This is a genomic window from Rossellomorea sedimentorum, assembly GCF_046237645.1.
Taxonomy (GTDB): Bacteria; Bacillota; Bacilli; order Bacillales; family Bacillaceae_B; genus Rossellomorea; species Rossellomorea sedimentorum.
Map to the genome: position 1 here is coordinate 222,106 of NZ_CP143546.1, position 17,830 is coordinate 239,935.

16 protein-coding genes and 1 other annotated feature are annotated in these 17,830 nt (G+C 44.6%); of the genes, 9 read left to right on the plus strand and 7 right to left on the minus strand.

Annotated elements, in window-relative coordinates:
• Nucleotides 1-12: 12 nt before the first annotated feature.
• Nucleotides 13-1,029, plus strand: a complete 1,017-nt coding sequence (locus tag V1502_RS01180) for an NAD-dependent epimerase/dehydratase family protein (protein ID WP_409252594.1) — start codon at nt 13-15, stop codon at nt 1,027-1,029.
• A 134-nt stretch (nt 1,030-1,163) separates the two neighbouring features.
• Here V1502_RS01180 and cls read toward each other — a convergent pair whose 3' ends face one another.
• The gene (gene cls, locus V1502_RS01185) at nt 1,164-2,612 is read right to left on the minus strand and encodes a cardiolipin synthase (RefSeq protein WP_409252595.1); all 1,449 of its coding nucleotides are present in this window, start codon (nt 2,610-2,612) and stop codon (nt 1,164-1,166) included.
• A gap of 323 nt (nt 2,613-2,935) precedes the next feature.
• Between cls and V1502_RS01190 the strand changes: the two genes are divergently transcribed.
• From V1502_RS01190 to V1502_RS01205, 4 genes are all read left to right on the plus strand, one after another.
• Nucleotides 2,936-4,318 carry an L-cystine transporter gene (locus V1502_RS01190; protein WP_409252596.1) on the plus strand — a complete coding sequence of 461 codons (1,383 nt, stop codon included), beginning with the start codon at nt 2,936-2,938 and terminating at the stop codon, nt 4,316-4,318.
• Between the two features lie 936 nt (nt 4,319-5,254).
• Nucleotides 5,255-5,842 carry a histidine phosphatase family protein gene (locus tag V1502_RS01195; RefSeq protein ID WP_409252597.1) on the plus strand — a complete coding sequence of 196 codons (588 nt, stop codon included), beginning with the start codon at nt 5,255-5,257 and terminating at the stop codon, nt 5,840-5,842.
• Nucleotides 5,839-6,369 carry an NUDIX domain-containing protein gene (locus V1502_RS01200; protein ID WP_409252598.1) on the plus strand — a complete coding sequence of 177 codons (531 nt, stop codon included), beginning with the start codon at nt 5,839-5,841 and terminating at the stop codon, nt 6,367-6,369. The genes V1502_RS01195 and V1502_RS01200 overlap by 4 nt, the downstream gene beginning before the upstream one ends.
• A 242-nt stretch (nt 6,370-6,611) precedes the next feature.
• Entirely contained in the window at nt 6,612-7,514 is a 903-nt protein-coding gene (locus V1502_RS01205; RefSeq protein WP_409252599.1) for a DUF899 family protein, read from the plus strand.
• 37 nt (nt 7,515-7,551) lie between these two features.
• Here V1502_RS01205 and V1502_RS01210 read toward each other — a convergent pair whose 3' ends face one another.
• From V1502_RS01210 to safA, 3 genes are all read right to left on the minus strand, one after another.
• Nucleotides 7,552-7,971, minus strand: coding sequence for a CBS domain-containing protein (locus V1502_RS01210; RefSeq protein ID WP_409252600.1), 420 nt, complete (start codon nt 7,969-7,971; stop codon nt 7,552-7,554).
• Nucleotides 7,972-8,072: 101 nt separating this feature from the next.
• Nucleotides 8,073-8,594, minus strand: a complete 522-nt coding sequence (locus tag V1502_RS01215) for a hypothetical protein (RefSeq protein ID WP_409252601.1) — start codon at nt 8,592-8,594, stop codon at nt 8,073-8,075.
• Nucleotides 8,595-8,702: 108 nt separating this feature from the next.
• The gene (safA, locus tag V1502_RS01220; RefSeq protein ID WP_409252602.1) at nt 8,703-9,323 is read right to left on the minus strand and encodes a SafA/ExsA family spore coat assembly protein; all 621 of its coding nucleotides are present in this window, start codon (nt 9,321-9,323) and stop codon (nt 8,703-8,705) included.
• Nucleotides 9,324-9,962: 639 nt separating this feature from the next.
• On the opposite strand from safA, the gene V1502_RS01225 reads away from it, so the two are divergent.
• The 4 genes from V1502_RS01225 to V1502_RS01240 all read left to right on the plus strand — a co-directional run bounded on the left by V1502_RS01225 (nt 9,963) and on the right by V1502_RS01240 (nt 12,453).
• Complete coding sequence (locus V1502_RS01225; protein WP_198008232.1) at nt 9,963-10,112, plus strand: Lmo0850 family protein; 150 nt, start codon at nt 9,963-9,965, stop codon at nt 10,110-10,112.
• A gap of 71 nt (nt 10,113-10,183) precedes the next feature.
• Nucleotides 10,184-10,468 carry a hypothetical protein gene (locus tag V1502_RS01230; protein ID WP_409252603.1) on the plus strand — a complete coding sequence of 95 codons (285 nt, stop codon included), beginning with the start codon at nt 10,184-10,186 and terminating at the stop codon, nt 10,466-10,468.
• Between the two features lie 93 nt (nt 10,469-10,561).
• Complete coding sequence (locus tag V1502_RS01235) at nt 10,562-11,476, plus strand: diacylglycerol/lipid kinase family protein (protein ID WP_409252604.1); 915 nt, start codon at nt 10,562-10,564, stop codon at nt 11,474-11,476.
• Nucleotides 11,477-11,637: 161 nt separating this feature from the next.
• Entirely contained in the window at nt 11,638-12,453 is an 816-nt protein-coding gene (locus tag V1502_RS01240) for a DUF368 domain-containing protein (protein WP_409252605.1), read from the plus strand.
• Between the two features lie 120 nt (nt 12,454-12,573).
• Here V1502_RS01240 and argS read toward each other — a convergent pair whose 3' ends face one another.
• From argS to V1502_RS01255, 3 genes are all read right to left on the minus strand, one after another.
• Nucleotides 12,574-14,262 carry an arginine--tRNA ligase gene (argS, locus tag V1502_RS01245; protein ID WP_409252606.1) on the minus strand — a complete coding sequence of 563 codons (1,689 nt, stop codon included), beginning with the start codon at nt 14,260-14,262 and terminating at the stop codon, nt 12,574-12,576.
• Nucleotides 14,263-14,335: 73 nt separating this feature from the next.
• Nucleotides 14,336-14,541: a binding site (T-box leader), on the minus strand.
• Nucleotides 14,542-14,600: 59 nt separating this feature from the next.
• Entirely contained in the window at nt 14,601-15,779 is a 1,179-nt protein-coding gene (locus V1502_RS01250; RefSeq protein WP_409252607.1) for an FtsW/RodA/SpoVE family cell cycle protein, read from the minus strand.
• 672 nt (nt 15,780-16,451) lie between these two features.
• The gene (locus V1502_RS01255; protein WP_409252608.1) at nt 16,452-17,753 is read right to left on the minus strand and encodes a hemolysin family protein; all 1,302 of its coding nucleotides are present in this window, start codon (nt 17,751-17,753) and stop codon (nt 16,452-16,454) included.
• Nucleotides 17,754-17,830 lie beyond the last annotated feature (77 nt).

Genomic DNA, 17,830 nt, shown 5'->3' on the forward strand with positions numbered 1-17,830 from the left:
GAGGAAAAAATAATGAAGTTGTTGTTACTGGGAGGTACATCCTTTGTAGGGAAGCATATCACGCAAGCGGCCCTCTCCAAAGGCCATGACGTCACATTGTTCAACCGCGGGCAAACCAATGCGCATTTGTTCCCGGAGGCTGAAAAGTTAATAGGAGACCGGGAAGCAGGAGATTTGTCAGCTTTGGAAGAAGGAAAATGGGACGTGGTCATTGATACATCCGGGTATGTACCAGGCAAGGTGGAACAAAGTGCTTCTTTACTTAAAGACAGGATAAACCAATACATATTCATTTCCTCGATATCCGTTTATAAGGGGTTTTTGACAGGGGAGGCACAGGAAGGCGACGAGACAGGCCGCTTGGAGGCTGAGAATGTTGAAGAGGTGAACGGCGAAACTTATGGACCTCTGAAGGCTCTGTGTGAAGAAAAGCTGAAACAAATTCTCCCGGAAAAGGTACTGAACGTCAGGCCGGGACTGATTGTAGGACCTGATGATACGACAGACCGGTTTACGTACTGGGTACAACGGTTCTCCGAAGGCGGAGAAGTTCTTGTGCCCGGCAGCAAAGAAAGGGTCATCCAGTGGATCGATGTCCGGGACCTTGCTCAATGGATCATCCTCATGGCAGAAGAGGGTGAAACGGGGACCTATAATGTGACCGGGCCCCAGCAGGGATACAACATGAAAGAATTTGTGGAGGATCTGACCCTGATTGCCCCTGACGATACAAAAGCCACTTGGGTGGATGATTCCTTTTTGGTAGAAAGGGAGGTTACTCCTTTTGTGCAGCTGCCGTTATGGATTCCGGTCAATGAGGAATATCCTGATGGGTTTATATTGGCTGATTATTCACGTGCGTTGCAGAAAGGCCTGGTTCTTCGGAATCCGCGGGAAACCATAGAGGATACATTGAGTTGGAATAAAGCAAGGAGAGCAGGGGGTCTGAAAGCGGGAATGACAAGGGAACAGGAGTCGTCCCTCTTAAACAGCTGGTCTGTGGTTGGAGAATCCAAAAATAATAAATAAAAGCAGCTTCAGCCTCACCTGGATGAGCGGCAAGCAGGTGCTTTACCACTTTACCACACTAAGAGGGACTGTCCCTCTTAGTGCGGTAAAGCGATGAAGTGTACAAAAGGCAGCCCTGCGGCTGCCTTTTAATTTTATAAGATGGGTGATAAAAGTCTGGAGATCGATTCTTTGAATCGGATCCATAAAGGCCGTTTTAAATATTCTTCCATGGTCAGTTCCCTTGATAATTTAATATCGTCCAGGAAGATGGCCCCCAGTTCTTGTGATAGTTCAATATCGTAAATGAACGCATTCACCTCAAAGTTCAGTCTGAAACTGCGGACATCAATGTTCGCAGTCCCGACAGATGAGGTGCTGCTGTCCACGACAATCGTTTTGGCATGAATGAAGCCATTGTCATAGATGTAAATCCTCGCTCCGGCTTTCAGCATTTCCCCTATATAAGATAAGGTTGCCCAATAGACAAACATATGGTCAGGTTTGTTAGGGATCATGATTCTGACATCGATTCCAGAGAGAGCGGCAATCCTCAAGGCATCCAGGAGACTTGCATCCGGGATGAAATACGGCGTTTGGATATAGATCGATTCTTTCGCCGATGAAATCATCTTGATGTATCCGTTCTTGATTTGTTCCCACTCGGAATCCGGCCCGCTTGTGACAATCTGTACGCCGGCATTACCGTTGAAGTTGGCCTCTGGAAAATACCTGTTCTCCAAGTGGATGTTCCTGGAGGCAGAAGCTTGATTCCAATCGAGGATGAACCTTGTCTGCATGGCGAGAACAGCGCTGCCTTCCAGCCTCAGGTGGGTGTCCCGCCAATACCCGAACTTCGGATTCAGGCCCAAATATTCGTCCCCTACATTGAAGCCGCCGACATACCCGATCACCCCATCAATAATGACGAGCTTCCGGTGATTTCGATAATTCAGCCGCGGGTTGATGTAGGGAATTCTTGATGGGAAAAAGACTTCCACTTCACCGCCAGCCTTGGTAAGTTCACGGAAGAACTTTTTATTCAACGTCCTCGAGCCCATCTCATCGTATAAAACCCGCACCTTGATCCCCTCTGCAGCCTTTTCTGTAAGGGCATGCAGAATTCTTTTGCCAAGCGCATCCCGGCGCAGGATATAATATTGAAAATGAATATGATTTTTAGCGGATTTGATATCGTTCAGGAGGGCTTCAAATTTGTCTTCTCCATGGGTATAGACGGTGATATCGTTATCCTGGGTAAGAACCGCTTCATTATTCATTAAGTGCATAAAGATCAGTTCTTTATTCGATCCGATTGTGCTGTCCCTGAAGGCAAAATGGTCATCCTTAATTTCCTTTACCTGCCTTGCGATCAGTTCCTCTATACCGATTTTTTTGATATCATCCCACTGAAAAAGCCGTTTCCTCGTTAAGTTTTGTCCAAAAATCAGGTAGAGGATGAATCCCAGCACCGGAATGAAAAGCAAGACCATCAGCCAAGCCCAGGTGGCACCGGCATCGCGCCTCTCTAGGAATACGACAACGCAGGCAAAGGCTATATTCAAAACGACAAAGATTCCAAGAAAAATAGACAGGATATCCATAAAAAATTCCCCTCTGATGTAGTGACATAAGCCTGATAAAATAAACTACGTTATACTTAGTCATTTTATCATACCCAAGGTAGTTATACCGCTGCCTTCCCATGTAAAACCCCTTTATGTAAGCAGTATATGCCATATCAGTAAAGATTTCGCTTGCTGATACCGGCAAAACTAATTCTTTTGTGATGTGGAAGCGAGAAGCCGGGGCTTTTTCGACTTTTCCGAACCTGTTGAACGAGTAACATACTATAAATCTTTCCCTCATATTATGTAACAGCAGTGGATGGTCACTGCTTTTTAAATCATGAGAAGGAGGGAAGGAAATGCCCAATCTTGCTTTGCTTGCGAACATAGCCGTGTTTCTCGTCATTGCAGGTGTACTTTTTTACATGCAGAAAAAGCATGTGTCTTTCTCTAAAAGGGTCTTTGCTGCACTTGGCCTCGGAATTGCCTTTGGATTTGTTCTGCAATGGCTGTATGGCTCGGGCGATGAAATCCTGGCACAGTCCGCCGATTGGTACAATATTGTCGGTATCGGTTATATCAAGCTTCTGCAGATGGTTGTCATGCCTCTTGTCTTTGTTTCCATTCTTTCTGCTTTTACCAAGCTTAAGCTCGGACATAACCTCGGGAAGATTGCTGTGCTGATCATCGGCCTTTTAGTCGGCACAACGGCCATTGCCGCGGTGGTCGGAATTGCCGCTGCACAAGGTTTCGGCCTTGAAGCCATTCAAATTGAGCAAGGGGATGCGGAAGCTGCCAGGGGCCTTCAGCTTGAAGAGCGTTCCGCAGCCTTGGAAAATCAGAGTTATCCGCAAAGAATTCTGGAACTTCTGCCCGCCAATCCATTCCTGGACTTTACCGGGGAACGCTCCACTTCGACCATAGCGGTGGTAATCTTTGCCGCTTTCATAGGAATCGCCTATCTGGGTGTCTACCGTAAAGAAAAGGAAACGGCGGAGTTTTTCAAGAAAATGGTGGACGCCGTTTATGCCATCGTCATGCGGGTCGTAAAGCTTGTTCTGCGCTTAACGCCGTACGGTGTCTTCGCCATTATGGCCAAGACAGTGGCCATGAGTGATTTTGACGCGATAGTAAAGCTTGGAAAATTTGTTGCTGCTTCCTACGCCGCCTTGCTTGTCATGCTGGCCATTCACTTGATCATGCTAACGCTCGCTGGATTGAACCCAATCACCTATTTGAAAAAGGCCTTTCCGGTCCTTACTTTTGCTTTTACCTCACGTTCCAGTGCAGGCACCTTGCCGCTGACAATCAATGCGCAAACAAAGCATATGGGGGTTTCTGAAGGGATCGCCAACTTTTCCGGTTCATTCGGGTTGTCCATCGGCCAAAATGGATGTGCAGGTGTCTATCCGGCTATGCTGGCCGTCATGATTGCGCCGACAGTGGGAATCAATCCGATGACTCCAACCTTCATTTTCACACTTATAGTGGTAGTCGCCATCAGTTCATTTGGCGTAGCAGGCGTCGGAGGAGGAGCAACCTTTGCCGCCATCCTCGTTCTTTCAGCCATGGACCTGCCGATCGCCTTGGCTGGCTTGCTGATTTCGATTGAACCCCTGATCGATATGGGCCGGACTGCGGTCAATGTCAGCGGGGCCATGACTTCGGGATTGATCACCAGCAAAGTGACAGATGAGTTGGATGCTGACTTATATGATAATCCAGCTGCGGTAGAAGGGTAATCAGGAAGGCTTGTCCGGGTTGGTCCGGACGGGTCTTTTTTTATGCGAGTTGGGGAGCGGGAATCCCCTTTTGTATGTGCTTCTCCTTTTTATGTTAACTCTCATACTAATCTACTCCATGTTAACTCTCGGATGAAGGAAAGGGGGGGGAGGGTGCTACACATGGGACGTTCCTGAGGTGATTGCGATCAGGCTGTTACATGAAACGTTTCATAAGACCAAAAATGTGGGGGAAACAAGATTTGGGTGCCTTATGAATCGTTCATGAGGCCAAAAAGAAGCAGGAAACAGGATTAGGGTGTCTCATGAATCGTTCATAAGACCATAATTGTGGCGGAAACAGAGTTAGGGTGTCTCATGAAGCGTTCATACGGCCAAAAATATGGGGGAATCAGGATTAGGGTGTCTCATGAATCGTTCATAAGACCATAATTGTGGCGGAAACAGAGTTAGGGTGTCTCATGAATTGTTCATACGGCCAAAAATGTGGGGGAAACAAGATTAGGGTGTCTCATGAAGCGTTCATAAGGCCAAAATTGTGGCGGAATCAGGATTAGGGTGTCTCATAATGCTTCATAAGATCAAAATGGAGAAGGAATAATAGGGGTCTCCCATGAACTGCTCAAAAGGCCAAAGTCTAATCGGGACTGGGCTGCCTCATAAACGTTCAAATGGTCACAACCAAAAACGTAAAAGAATAAGCTTCCCTGTTACTCCTGCCATACGGGTCACCCTCCACCATACACAGTCCCTCATTAGCTTACTCTCCGCGACTATCAACTCCAGTAATACACGAACACCCCTTCCTCCCGCTGCAGCTCAATGTGTGCAACGCCCCCCTGAATATTTCAAAAATGACATGAAATTGCCATGAAAGGGAAGCAGGAATCTCTTTTTTTATGACGAATTTCAATGATGAAAGGATAGGTGAGGGAAATGACAGTTATCTATATGGTCAGGCATGCCCACTCGGTTTTTAATTTGGAGGAAGAAGAGACAAGAGGCTTATCCGTTCAGGGGATGAAAGATGCTGAGCGTGTAAAAGAACTTTTGCTGGATGAAAAGATAGATGCGGTCTATTCGAGTTCCTATACGAGAGCCATTCAAACGGTACAAGATCTCGCTGACGTACATAATCTTCATGTTCAATTGGATGAGCGTTTCCGTGAAAGGGATTTGGCGGCGAAGGATTACGTTTTGAAAAATCCCGAAAAAGCGATGCAGAAAGTGTTTGCTCATCCGGACCTCTCTCTGCCGGGCGGAGAGAGCAACAATGAGGTGAAAGCAAGAGGGACTGCCGCACTGAAGGAGCTGCTGCAAAAACATAAGGGCCAGAGTGTGGCGGTCGGCATACATGGACATATAATGACGATTACAATGGGAGCCTTTAATCCTGCTTATGGCACGTTTGAATTCTGGAAGAGTACAACAAAGCCGGATATTTACAAACTCGTTTTTGAAGGGGAGGAACTTCAGTCAGTCTCCCGAATGTGGACGGCACCTGCACTGGAGGGGACTGTGTGAGCGGGTCGGTCAACGTCAAATGGGGAAGCGGGCTCGTTGAACTAACGTGGATTCCTTCTCAAGAGATGCCGCCGTCCAGGCCAGTTACAAGCGTTCATGGCTGCTGTTTCTACGAAGGGAAAGTCCTCCTTGTCAATATTAAAGGAAGAGGGTTTAATTTTCCCGGAGGGCATGTCAAAGTGGGAGAACCTCCTGAAGAAGCTTTTCATAGAGAAGTAATGGAAGAAGCATTTGTAAAAGGAAAGGCAGTTAATATTGGCATGATGGAGGTAAGCCATAGGAACAATCCTGACTTTGATCCAAAAGGAAAGTACCCTTTGATCGGGTACCAGGTTTTTTACCGTATGGATATAGAAGAGGTCTTGCCTTTTGTGAAAAATGATGAATCATCCAGCCGAATCTGGGTGGAACCTTCTGAGGCACCGTTTGTCATCAACGATCATGAGTTGACGTTGGATATTTTGATAGAAGCGGTAAAAAGTGGACCTAAACACCATAATTTAATACAAGCAGCAAGACGCAAGTAATCATTGTAATGCCAATCATCATATAAAGGAAATCTACCAAGTTATCGACCAATGCCGTCTTTTGTTGCTGGCGGCGGTAGCTGCGGGGTAATCGCCGGCTGTGTTTGGCTGAACGCATATGTATACCTCCCTGACATATCTATCTTAAAGTTGTTTCGACAAAAAAACGCAAAATCCTTCCTCAGGATGAAAAAATGACCAATTATTTTTGGTCAGTAGTTGCGAAGGGAGAATAAGACGTTGTGACCAACTTTACTATATTAGAAGAAATTGAAGCTCTGGAGAGAGACATTTATCAGAAAAAGAAAAGGCTATTAGAGCTTAAAAAATCAATTCCAGAAAGCAAGGTTATAAATTATGAGTTTGTCGATTCAGAGGAGAGAAGGGTTACATTATCAGAGTTATTTGGTGATAAGAGTGAATTGATGCTCATCCATAGTATGGGGAGAAGCTGCCGTTATTGCACAATGTGGGCAGATGGTTTTAATGGGGTTTATCACTATCTGAATGGTAAGGCGAACTTTGTGGTATCATCTCCGGACTCTCCAAAGGCACAGGCGGATTTTGCCGCAAGCCGGAAATGGCAGTTTCCCATGATCTCTGTAAAGGGCACTGCGTTTGCGGAAGAGTTGGGTTTCAAAAAAGATGGCAGATATCTTCCTGGGGTCTCGACGTTCCGGAAAGATGCAGATGGATTTATTTATCTGCACCGGCAATCCAATTTCGGACCAGGTGATGATTATTGTGTGACCTGGCATTTGTTTGACTTGCTGCCGTCGGGTTCTGAAAAGGACGATGTTGTACAGTGGCTGAATGAACGGCCCTCTTTTCAACTTACAAACAATATCGCAATTGGAATAAGAAATTATGAGCAGGGAGTCTCTTTTTATCGTGATGTATTAGGAATGAAACTAGAAAGGTCCTACATAGATGAAACGAAATTTTCAACAAGCGGAACGAATTTTTACATGGAAAATGATGAAGAAAACAATGTATATTTCGAATTTGAAGTGGAAGACATAAAACAATCTGAACAACAGCTGTTGGAGAATGGATGCATAATAGTAAAAGAATACAGTGAGAAAAGTATGATGGTCAAAGACCCCTATGGAATGATGTTTCACTTATACCAGAGTGAAAAATAATAAAAAAAACGTCCGCCGAAACGGACGTTCTTCAAGATTAGTGAAGGTGATTTTTCTCAGAGATTTGACTGAGGGCAGCACCGGCTCTTTGGTCGGACTGCTGCTGTACTGCCAAGTCACCCAGTGCAAGCATACCAACCAATTGCCCATTTTCGACAACCGGCAGGCGGCGTACTTGATGCTGTGACATCAAAGCTGCCGCTTCTTCCACGGAAGCATCTGGAGAAACAGTGACGACGTGGTTTGACATGACCCCTTGAATCGTGCCGGCAGTGTTGTTATGTGACAACCCTCTGACAACTAGGTCACGGTCTGTTACCATACCGACAACTTGTCCATTCTGGACGACCGGTAGAGCTCCAACACCTAAAGAATTCATCTTATTGGCAGCCGATTGGAAGTTGTCTTGTGCGGAACAGGCCTCTACATTTGCTGTCATTACATCACGTACTCTCATTCTGATTCCCCCTTGAAGTAGTGGTCAGTACATAATTAGTATGGGATATCAGGTTGTTTTTATTCTGTGCAGCGCCTTCTAAGTCCATCCAATCTTGCCAGCTATAACTGATAAGGATACAGTTCGTCAGAAGGGGCATTCTTCTGAAGCATTAATACGACTGCAGGGAATACAAGCACAGCAGCAAAAATAAAGATAAGAATTAAGGCTAAAGATCCAGGGGCAATCTGTTTGCGGTAATCATCCTGGTGGTCAGCGATGAATGCTTTGGATTCCTCATTACCGACTACGTAATCGTTTTCCAGCAAAATATTCTCGTCGAGACTGTAATAGAAAATTTCTTGCTTATTGAAATGAAAAATCGTGTCGCGGTTGGTTTGATACTTCACGAAAACCATTTTCACTTTCTGTTTTTCGACCTCTTCTTCATTAATGACTATCTCCATAGAGAGGTCTGTAAAATCCATTACCGCAGCAGAGCCTTGCTGGTAATAAGAATCGACGCTTTCCAACTTTTCATCAATACTCTGAATAATCGGGTCTTCTGCCGATGCTGTGGTGAAAGGCAGCGAAAGTGCGAAGAACGTTACTATACACCACAGAATAACCAGTGTTTTTTTCAAAGGATCGCCTCCCAGAGGGTTTGATACATGTATATGCCGGGGAGGCGGGATTAGGACAAAAACAAACAGAGCCGCCGTTAAGACCGCTCTGTCTGTTTATTCAGCTCCTTATCTTTGAATGAACATTTGTGTCCAGTAGGTCCCATAGGAACCGCCTTTCACGTATCCGACTCCGATATGGGTATAGTTTGGCGTCAGGATATTCTTTCTGTGACCGGGACTCTCCATCCAGGCCTTCACAACTGCCTGGGCACTAGGCTGCCCTGCGGCAATGTTTTCTGCTGCAGCACGGTAGTTGATGTTAAAGTTTTTCATCATGGTGAATGGTGATCCATACGTTGGGCTCGTATGTGAAAAATAGCCTTTATCTCTCATGTCAGCTGATTTGTAGCGGGCAACCCTTGAAAGCTGCCAGTCTGCTCGAAGTGGTGATAGTCCATTTTTGGCACGTTCCTGGTTCGTAAGCCTGATGACTTCTCCTTCAACTCCCTTGACGGCATCGATGTTAGGGATATTGATTTTTTGGCCAGGATAGATGAGGTCGGGATTCGGAATCTGAGGATTGGCCTCAATGATTTCTGAAAGTCCGATTTGATACTTTTTGGAGATTATCCATAAAGTGTCTCCTCTTTGTACATAGTAGACTTCAGCAGCATGAGAGATTGTTGGTGCAATTACCCCAAAAGCCAAGGACAACATAACGACAATGGAAAGAATTTTAGTTTTCATGATACTTAGGATGTCAATTAATGAGTAATTTATGTGGACTGTTTTGTAAAAAATGTTGTTTTTTTATTTGTCAGCTTTTGCAACGTTGGTGTTTGTTAATAAGGCTCTTTTCTAAAACATTGTTGCTATTTAATATGAAGTTCATGAGATATGACGATAACTCACAGAAATTATCCTGGTAAACAAGAAAGAAAAGAGCTAATCACCTTGTTCAGTTAGATAAGCCTTTGTACCCGAGGGAAAAATCCGGCCCTTTGGATTTTTCCGATAACAACAATCTATACGAATACAGCCTTTAATAAAGAATAAATTTTACTTTTGCAAATCCATGAGTGATTGCAGTGGAAGGCGTGAGACCTCCTGCGGGACTAGCGGGACAGGTGAGACCCCGCAGGCAAAGCCGAGGAGGCTCACCGCCCGCCCCGCGGAGTCACACGCCTGGAGCGAAAATCATCTTGCCCCTTATCAAGATACAAACAAGCACGATGAAAAGAAAAAAGTAAAAAATTTTCAAAATAAGGTTAAAAGGGTTGTGAAGTGGTAATATAAAGTGGACTTATAAATTTCGGAAAAATTGAAACCGAATGGAGGTTTCATTCGTATTAGTTGAAAAGACAATTTTATGAGAGGGTGTACACAGTGGCGAACGAAAATGAACGGTTGAAGAAAGTCGTTTCAAAGCTCTCAAAAGTCGGTGTCAATATTACAAAAACCAAATCCAGAATGGAAGTTTTTCAATCACTCAAAAGCCTGCAGCCTTTACCAAAAACATTGTCACATGATTCATAAAAATGTAATGTGGGACAGACATAATCCCTCCTTTCTCCCGATATAATTTAATAGGAAGGGGAGGGAAGAGTATGCCTGAATCCATGTTCGACCTGGAAACGCTAAAAGGGATAAGACGAAAGGCTGATGAACTCTCGTATCAATGCATGAACAGGAAACTGGTCAATGATCCGCAAGCGCTTAAGCTGGCATTGGATAACATTTGCAGGGCCCTTGGCACATTTGCGGAGGTAGAGATTCACAGAATTAAAAATGAAAATATCGCTTATGACCCTCAATCTTATATCAGAGGAAGGCTCGCTTTTGCTTGCAAATCGATGAAAACGGTTCCTCAAGACGACTCGTATACAGCCTGACCCGCATCTAACATTTTTGTTAGGTGTTTTTTTATGCGTTGAAAGTGGTATGAACAAGGTATCATGAGTGAAAACAGTAAGGGGCTGAAGGATATGAACCACTATAGAAATGCTTTATTAATCTATAATGGAAAAGCAGGTCAGGGAGACTTGGACTCAACTTTGGGGAACTGCATAGGTGAACTGTCATCATGCTGCGATGAATTGACTCTCTATGGGACCAAAAGCAAGTCAGATGCAGAGCGTGTCTGCAGGGAAAAAGGAGAAAACTATGAGCTTATCATCATTCTTGGAGGCGATGGCACTGTACATGAATGTATTAATGGTTTGGCTGAACTCCGGGCTGCTCCCAAAACGGCTATTCTTCCCGCTGGAACCTGTAATGACTTCAGCCGTTCTTTAAGGATTCCCCAGGACATCAAGCAGGCAGCGCGCCTCATCAAGCATGGTATGACCGAAAACATAGATATCGTAAAGGCGAACGACCGTTACTTTTCAAATTTTTGGGGAGTGGGCCTCATTGCCAATGCTTCCCAGAATGTCAATGAGGCCGTGAAAGGCGTATTTGGCAAGTTAAGCTATTACCTCAGTGCATTCCAAACCATACAGGAAGCGAAAAGCTTTACCTTCAAAGCAGAAATCGATGGGAAGGCTGTTGAGGAAGAGGCAGTCATGGTCTTCGTGGCAAACGGTAGATTCATCGGCACGAGTGAACTGCCCCTGCCTCCGCAGAAATATAATGATGGCATGGTTGATATCTTTATTATAAAAGAAGCGGGATTCCGGCTTTTAAAAGAGCTGCTTGCCGCAAAAGGAACGGGCAGGCTGAATGAAGAAAGCGGGGACATCCTCCATTTTCGCACCCGGAGTGCCTCGCTCGAAACCATCCCTGTCCAGAAGATTGACATGGATGGTGAGGTGTATACTGAAACACCTGTCCATCTCGAAGTGTTGAAGCATCACATCCCCTTTATTGTCGGTGAAGAAGAAAGAAGAGAGGTCGAGTGAGAACCCACTTTTTAAGCAAAAATGTTTGCAGAAGGTCCAAGAATTGGACAGGGGGCTATTGATTATATAGAAAATAAACCCGGTTGATGATAAACTGTTGTAGCGGTGTTAATCCGTCAATCAAAAGATAAACGCAACAAAAAGTTAAAGGAGATCATCTAATGTGGGAATGGAAAAATATATATAGAGGTATGATAATGGGCGCCAGTGATGTGATTCCTGGCGTAAGCGGCGGAACGATCGCCGTCATGCTCGGCATTTACGACCGGCTGATCGCTGCTATCAACGGCATTTTCAGTAAAGAGTGGAAACAGCACTTGAGGTTTTTGATCCCGCTGGGAATGGGTGTCGTCACTTCCATTCTATTATTGGCCAAGCTCATTGAATGGCTTTTTGAACACTACCCTGCGCCAACGCAATTTTTATTCATGGGTCTGATCATCGGCATCATCCCTTACCTGGCAAAAAAATCGGAAATGAAGCATACGTTTAAACAGAATCATTATGTTCTTCTATTGATTGGGGCCGTCGTCGTTGCTTCCATGGTCTTCTTCAAATCTGAAGAAACCGCAGTGATCGAGAACATCACGGCCGGAACTTATATCATGTTGTTTTTCTCAGGGTTTATTGCCAGCGCTGCCATGATTCTTCCTGGAATCAGCGGCTCTTTCATCCTGTTAATCATCGGCGTCTATTCGACTGTCATAAGCGCCATTTCGAATTTTCAGCTTGACGTCATCTTTGTCGTAGGAATCGGTGTCTTGCTTGGGATTGTCGTTATGAGTAAGTTGATCAAATTCTTCCTGGAGAGATATTCTTCAGCGACTTACGCCCTTATCATCGGACTTGTGGTTGGATCGATCGTCGTTATTTATCCTGGTATTCCAGACAGTGCCTCACTCATTGTCTTGAGCGTTGTTACGTTTCTGGGGGGCTTATTTTTTGCAAGAGTTTTAGGTCGAGTTGAGTATTCATAAGATACACTAAAAAGCAGCCGGATTTTTATTCCGGCTGCTTTTTTCATAGTTCAAACAGTAAATGTTCTGCCAATTAGTTTTTTTAAAATCCTGAAAAATTTCTCGGGAAATATCGACATCCTACATTTGTTTGGGTGCTTTGATTCCGAGCAGGTTTAACCCGTCACTAAGGATATCTGTGACTGCTTTCACCACGATAAGCCTTGAATTCAATGTGTCATTTTCCTCCAGAATTCGGGTTTTACCATAGTACTTATTAAAAGCTTTGCTCACCGCAAGAATATATTTAGCCAGAATGGATGGAGAGTAGTTTTCATACGCATCCCGAATAATTTCGGGATATTTATTCAAAAGTTTAATCAGTTCCCAGCTTTCTGTATCCTCCAGCCCGTTGAAATCGTTCGCTTCTTGCAGCGGGGATTTTCTCAGGAGTGACTGTGCCCTGGCGTGAGTATATTGGACATACGGTCCGGTTTCACCCTCGAAAGTAAGCATATCTTCCAGGGAAAACTCGATATCATTCATACGGTCGTTTTTAAGATCATGGAAGATAACGGCCCCGGTTCCGACCCAGAGAGCGGTTTCTTCGGCGTTTTCCAAGTTTGGATTCTTTTCTTTGATATTGGTCAGCGCCATATCGATGGCTTCCTTCAATACCTCTTCAAGCAGAATGACTCTCCCTTTTCTTGTAGACATTTTTTTGCCTTCCTGCAAGAAGAGCCCGAATGGGATATGAACCATGTTCTCAGCCCACGGCATCCCGAGTTTTTCCAAGACGGCAAACACCTGACGGAAATGGATAGTCTGCTCCTGGCCTACAACGTAAAGCGCCTGTGAGAAACCATACGTCTTTTTTCTGTAAAGAGCTGCTGAGATATCCCGTGTCGCATAAAGGGTTGCTCCGTCCGATTTTTTAATGAGGGACGGGGGAAGGCCTTTGTCATCCAGCCACACAACCTCAGCACCTTCGGATGTTTCCAGAAGGCCTTTTTCTTTGAGTAATTCCACTGCCGCTTCCATCTTGTCATTGTAAAAAGATTCCCCGTGATACGAATCAAATTCGACGCCCAGCAGGTTGTAGATTTCTTCAAAGGCTGTGAGCGATTCATTTTTAAACCAGGTCCAAAGTTCAACCGTTTCAGGATCTCCATCTTCAAGAAGTTTAAACGCTCTTCTGCCTTCGTCATTGAGGGAAGGGTCACCTTCTGCTTCTTCATGAAACTTTTTGTAGAGGCTAAATAGTTCAGGGATCGGGTTTGCTTTTACTTTTTCCTCGTCACCCCATTTCTTGTAGGCCGTGATCAATTTACCAAACTGGGTGCCCCAGTCACCGATATAATTGATTTTGACGGTTTGAAAGCCGCATTTTTCAGCCAGCAGGGCAATGGAGTTGCCAATGACCGTTGAGCGCAGATGCCCCATGGAGAAAGGCTTGGCAATATTGGGGGATGACATATCAATGGTGATAACCTTACCCTCGCCTAAAGAAAGTCTTCCAAATTGATCTCCTTGTGATAGGATGCTGGTCATGATTTCTGTACCGACTGCTTTTCCATTGAAAAAAATGTTCACATAAGGTCCGGCAGCTTCTGCCTTTAATAAGAAAGAATGGGAAAGGGAACCGGCTAACTCACTTGCAATGACAGCTGGGGACTGTTTTTTCTTTTTAGCTAACTGAAAACACGGAAACGAAAGGTCTCCCTGATGTGCAAATTTCGGCGTTTCAATGACCTCCAAAATTTCTTCTTTGGTCATATCTTCGCTCAGCTGTTCTTCTAGCAGGGTTGCATAAAAATCGTATAAATTCATCTTTTCCACCTCCAAAGGATTAAAACGTCGGATGACAAAGAGCTGTTTTAGGGTACAAAAAAACCCGTCTCAAAATAGAGACGGGTTTCCCGCGGTACCACTCTTCTTCCCCAAACAGGGCAGCTCATCAGATAACGGGATGGACCCGGCATACCCTACTTCCGGTTCGGATATGCTTCTCCAAAGTGCGCTTCATTTCAAGGGGAACACCGGGCTCTCACCATCCCCGGTTCTCTGAAGTTCTGGCCTTGAAACTACTCTCTTTGTCATCGAACTAATATTGTTAGAGAGTATTATACACACTTCCTCTGTGAAAGGAAACCATTTTAATGGAAATTTTATGAATCATCTGAAGAGAACATGTAATTTTTATGGTAAAACCTCATGCTGAAGACCAGTCCAAGCGCAAGCATATTCCCCATTAACGCACTTCCTCCATAGCTGATGAATGGAAGGGGGATACCCGTAATCGGCAGAAGCTGGATCGTCATGCCGATATTTTGGAATACGTGGAAGGTGATCATGCTGATAACCCCCGCACAAACATAGGCGCTGAAAGGTTCTTTGATATCAAGGGCGGTCTTCGTCAAATGATAGATGAGCAGGAAGAACAGACTGATCACGATACTGGCACCGATGAAGCCGAATTCTTCACCAATGACACTGAAAATGAAGTCGGTGTGGTTTTCAGGAATGTAAACCTGTTTATCCTGGTAGCCTTTTCCGAATACCTGTCCGGAACCGATGGCCTTCAGGGAATTGACCAAGTGGTAACCTTCCTGCTTTTGGTAGTTATATGGGTCGAGCCATGAATAAATACGGCCGAACTGATAGGGCTGGACGTTCAAATATTTTTCCAGGATTTGTGGCGCCCAGATCACCATGGCTAAAATGGAGGCACCAATCGCAGCGATGCTTGTGAAAATAGGAACAATGACTTTCCAGCTGATGCCGGAAACAAGAATCAGCCCGCTGACAATCGCGATGATCACAAGCGAGGTCCCCAAGTCAGGCTGCTGCATGATCAACCCAAGGGGAATCATGGCGACCACTCCGATTTTCATCAGTAAAATGAAATCGGTCTTTAAGGTTTTTTTAGGGTTGTCCTCATGGTGGCTGCTGATTACCCTTGCAATGGCAAGGATCAAGAACGTTTTCATGAACTCGGATGGCTGGACCGATCCGATTCCAGGAAGTTCAAACCAGCTTTTTGCTCCGTTCCGGACTGGTGCAATCTTGGAAGGTGCAATAATCAACACGGTAAGCAGGAATATCCCTAATCCATAGGCATACCAAGCGAGCCTTCGATATTGTTCAGGATCAAAAAGGAGGGCAAATCCGATAATGATAAAGCCGACGACATACCAGAACGCCTGCCGCAGCACAAAGTTATAACCGGCGTACTGACCGGATGTCTGGGCACTGCTGATGGCAATGACACTGACTATGAAAAAGAGAAACAATAAAAATATTAATCCCCAATCGAATTTATCTGAAAAACGTTGGCGAGTTTCCATTTGCATTCACCTATTCTAATTTAATTCTATAGTACAGTTTAATGGAAGTCCGTGAAATATGAAAATGTTTTTGGTTAGTAAATTTATGGGTGGAGCCAACTCGCTGCTCCTATATAAAACAGGATGCAAACACTTTAGGTATTCCTATAGGTTGCATTAAAGATGGAGCCTGCTAGCAGGGCAACGATTTGATTACGGCTTAGATGATTTTTATAAGTGCAAAAGCAAACTTACTTGATTGGTATGTGAGTTGGTTGTTAAGGAAAATCACCTACAAAAGAGCAAGCAATTGGTGTGTAAGATCATTAAAAAACCAAACTTACCTACAAAAAAGTCCCTGATTGGTATTCGGGTTGGGCACAAAGCCAAAACCACCTACAAAAGAGCAAGCAATTGTTAGGTAAGATCCTTAAAAAACCAATCTCACATACAAAAGATCCGAAAGGGCAGGCCTGCACAGAAGAAACAGCAGCATAATCAACTGCCCATACAAACCATAAAGAACTATGTAATGCTTCCCAATCTGTCCAGTTACCACTCTTAACTCTATCAAAGAAAATATTGTTGAACAATGATGATTTAGAGGGGTTTTTGCCTCCATCTTTCCTATTACCCTAAATTGACATATTAATGCTTCCTGGGCAAACAATGAGGACTGCCGGAAAATTCCGGTCAGTCCTCATTGATTTTCTTCACTTCGACATAAAAAATATGGTGACCTTCCATTTCTTTGGCGGTGATCTTATATCCGCCTTCAATCAGGGAGTCCCCTTGTTTAAGGTCATATTTTTGGGTGAGCATCCAGCCGCCGATGGTATCGACTTCTTCGTCCGAAAGCTCAGTCCCGAGGAGCTCGTTAAACTCATTGATCAGCAGTTTCGCGTCAAAAATAAAATGAGTCTCGCCTACTTTTTGTACATAAGGGCGTTCATCGATATCAAATTCATCTTGAATTTCCCCGACGATTTCTTCTATTATATCCTCAGCTGTTATCAAACCGGCCGTCCCTCCGTATTCATCAATAAGGATCGCCATGTGTGAGCGCTCCTTTTGCATTTTCAATAGAAGGTGTTGAAGAGGGATCGTCTCAATGACCCGGATGATCGGTTTGATATAGTTGGGCACCGGCTGATCCTGGGGGCAGTCACTGCTCAAGCAGTCGGTGAGGATTTCCTTGATATTGATGACCCCAAGAATATTATCCTTATCGCCTTCGATGACAGGGTAGCGGGTAAAACCTTCTTCTTTTACCGTCCGGACGATCTCCTTCAATGGCGTATCCTTTTCCAGGGAGATAATCTCCATCCTGGGCACCATCACTTCTTTAGCGATTCGATTATCAAATTCAAAGATCTTGTTCACATATTCTAGCTCAGACTGATTGATCTCGCCGCTTTCATAGCTCTCGGATAAAATGATCCTAAGTTCTTCTTCAGAATGCGCGACTTCATGCTCCGAAGCGTCTCCGAGGCCGAACATCCTTGTGATGAAGCGGGCTGAACCATTCAATGTGAAGATGAATGGATACATAATTTTATAAAACCAGATTAGTGGCTTTGCGGTCAGAAGGGTAAGTTGTTCGGCTCTTTGAATGGCCCAGGTTTTAGGGGCGAGTTCACCGATGACAACATGCAAGAATGTAATCACGCTGAACGCAATAATAAATGCGACAACATGTGAGACCGATTCCGGAATGGCGAAGCTTTCGAATACAGGATTCAGCAGCACGACAATCGTTGGTTCACCCAACCAACCCAATCCTAGGGCAGTGATGGTGATGCCGAGCTGACAGGCTGACAAGTAGCCGTCAAGATTGGAAATGATCTTTTGGGCGGCTTTTGCTTTTGGATTTCCTTCCGAGACAAGCTGGTCGATCCGGCTCGATCTCACTTTGACAATCGCGAATTCGGAAGCAACGAAAAAAGCGGTCAAGCCGATCAGGACGGCTACGAGAAATAGATTTAATACAATCATAAAATAAGGGCTTCCCCCTTAAAACGTTAAGAGGATATGGCCTCTGCACCTCCTCCGAATAAAGACTCTCACTTTTA

Coding starts and splice junctions, on each gene's coding strand:
- V1502_RS01195 (WP_409252597.1), top strand. CDS start 5,255: ATGACAGTTATCTATATGGTCAGGCATGCCCACTCGGTTTTTAATTTG.
- V1502_RS01255 (WP_409252608.1), bottom strand. CDS start 17,753: ATGATTGTATTAAATCTATTTCTCGTAGCCGTCCTGATCGGCTTGACC.
- V1502_RS01210 (WP_409252600.1), bottom strand. CDS start 7,971: ATGAGAGTACGTGATGTAATGACAGCAAATGTAGAGGCCTGTTCCGCA.
- argS (WP_409252606.1), bottom strand. CDS start 14,262: ATGAATTTATACGATTTTTATGCAACCCTGCTAGAAGAACAGCTGAGC.
- V1502_RS01235 (WP_409252604.1), top strand. CDS start 10,562: ATGAACCACTATAGAAATGCTTTATTAATCTATAATGGAAAAGCAGGT.
- safA (WP_409252602.1), bottom strand. CDS start 9,323: ATGAAAACTAAAATTCTTTCCATTGTCGTTATGTTGTCCTTGGCTTTT.
- cls (WP_409252595.1), bottom strand. CDS start 2,612: ATGGATATCCTGTCTATTTTTCTTGGAATCTTTGTCGTTTTGAATATA.
- V1502_RS01230 (WP_409252603.1), top strand. CDS start 10,184: ATGCCTGAATCCATGTTCGACCTGGAAACGCTAAAAGGGATAAGACGA.
- V1502_RS01240 (WP_409252605.1), top strand. CDS start 11,638: ATGTGGGAATGGAAAAATATATATAGAGGTATGATAATGGGCGCCAGT.
- V1502_RS01190 (WP_409252596.1), top strand. CDS start 2,936: ATGCCCAATCTTGCTTTGCTTGCGAACATAGCCGTGTTTCTCGTCATT.
- V1502_RS01180 (WP_409252594.1), top strand. CDS start 13: ATGAAGTTGTTGTTACTGGGAGGTACATCCTTTGTAGGGAAGCATATC.
- V1502_RS01250 (WP_409252607.1), bottom strand. CDS start 15,779: ATGGAAACTCGCCAACGTTTTTCAGATAAATTCGATTGGGGATTAATA.